At 49.3% G+C, this 365-nt stretch carries 1 protein-coding gene; it reads right to left on the reverse strand.

Features of this window, described 5'->3' with window-relative positions:
* Nucleotides 1-365 (reverse strand): condensation domain-containing protein (locus tag AAC147_RS12195; protein WP_047686740.1); only part of this gene is annotated, 365 nt, incomplete at both ends.

Here is a 365-nt window from a genome sequence, read left to right on the forward strand (position 1 = left end):
GGCAACGTATTGATATACAGACCAACACTGGCTTCAATACCCTCGACCGGCACATCTCGCCCTGATACAGTTGTCCCCACAATGGTCTGTTTATCTCCGCTGTAGCTGTGCAGCAGCTTATGCCAGGCAAACTGTAACGCCACATTCAACGTCACCCCTTGTTTCTGGCACATTGTCGTAAGCTGTTTATAAGCATTTCCCTGTATCGTGAGTGCCTGTTCAGCCGGTTTCTCCACTGCTTTTATCCGGTTCAGATCTACGTTACGGCTTAACAACGCCGAAAGATCATTTGCCCTGTGGAATTGCGCCTTGCGCTCAGCCCAATACACCTCAGAGGCTTGTTGATGATCAAGGTGATATTGCTG

The sequence above is a fragment of the Xenorhabdus sp. NBAII XenSa04 genome, assembly GCF_963866145.1.
GTDB classification, from domain to species: domain Bacteria; phylum Pseudomonadota; class Gammaproteobacteria; order Enterobacterales; family Enterobacteriaceae; genus Xenorhabdus; species Xenorhabdus indica.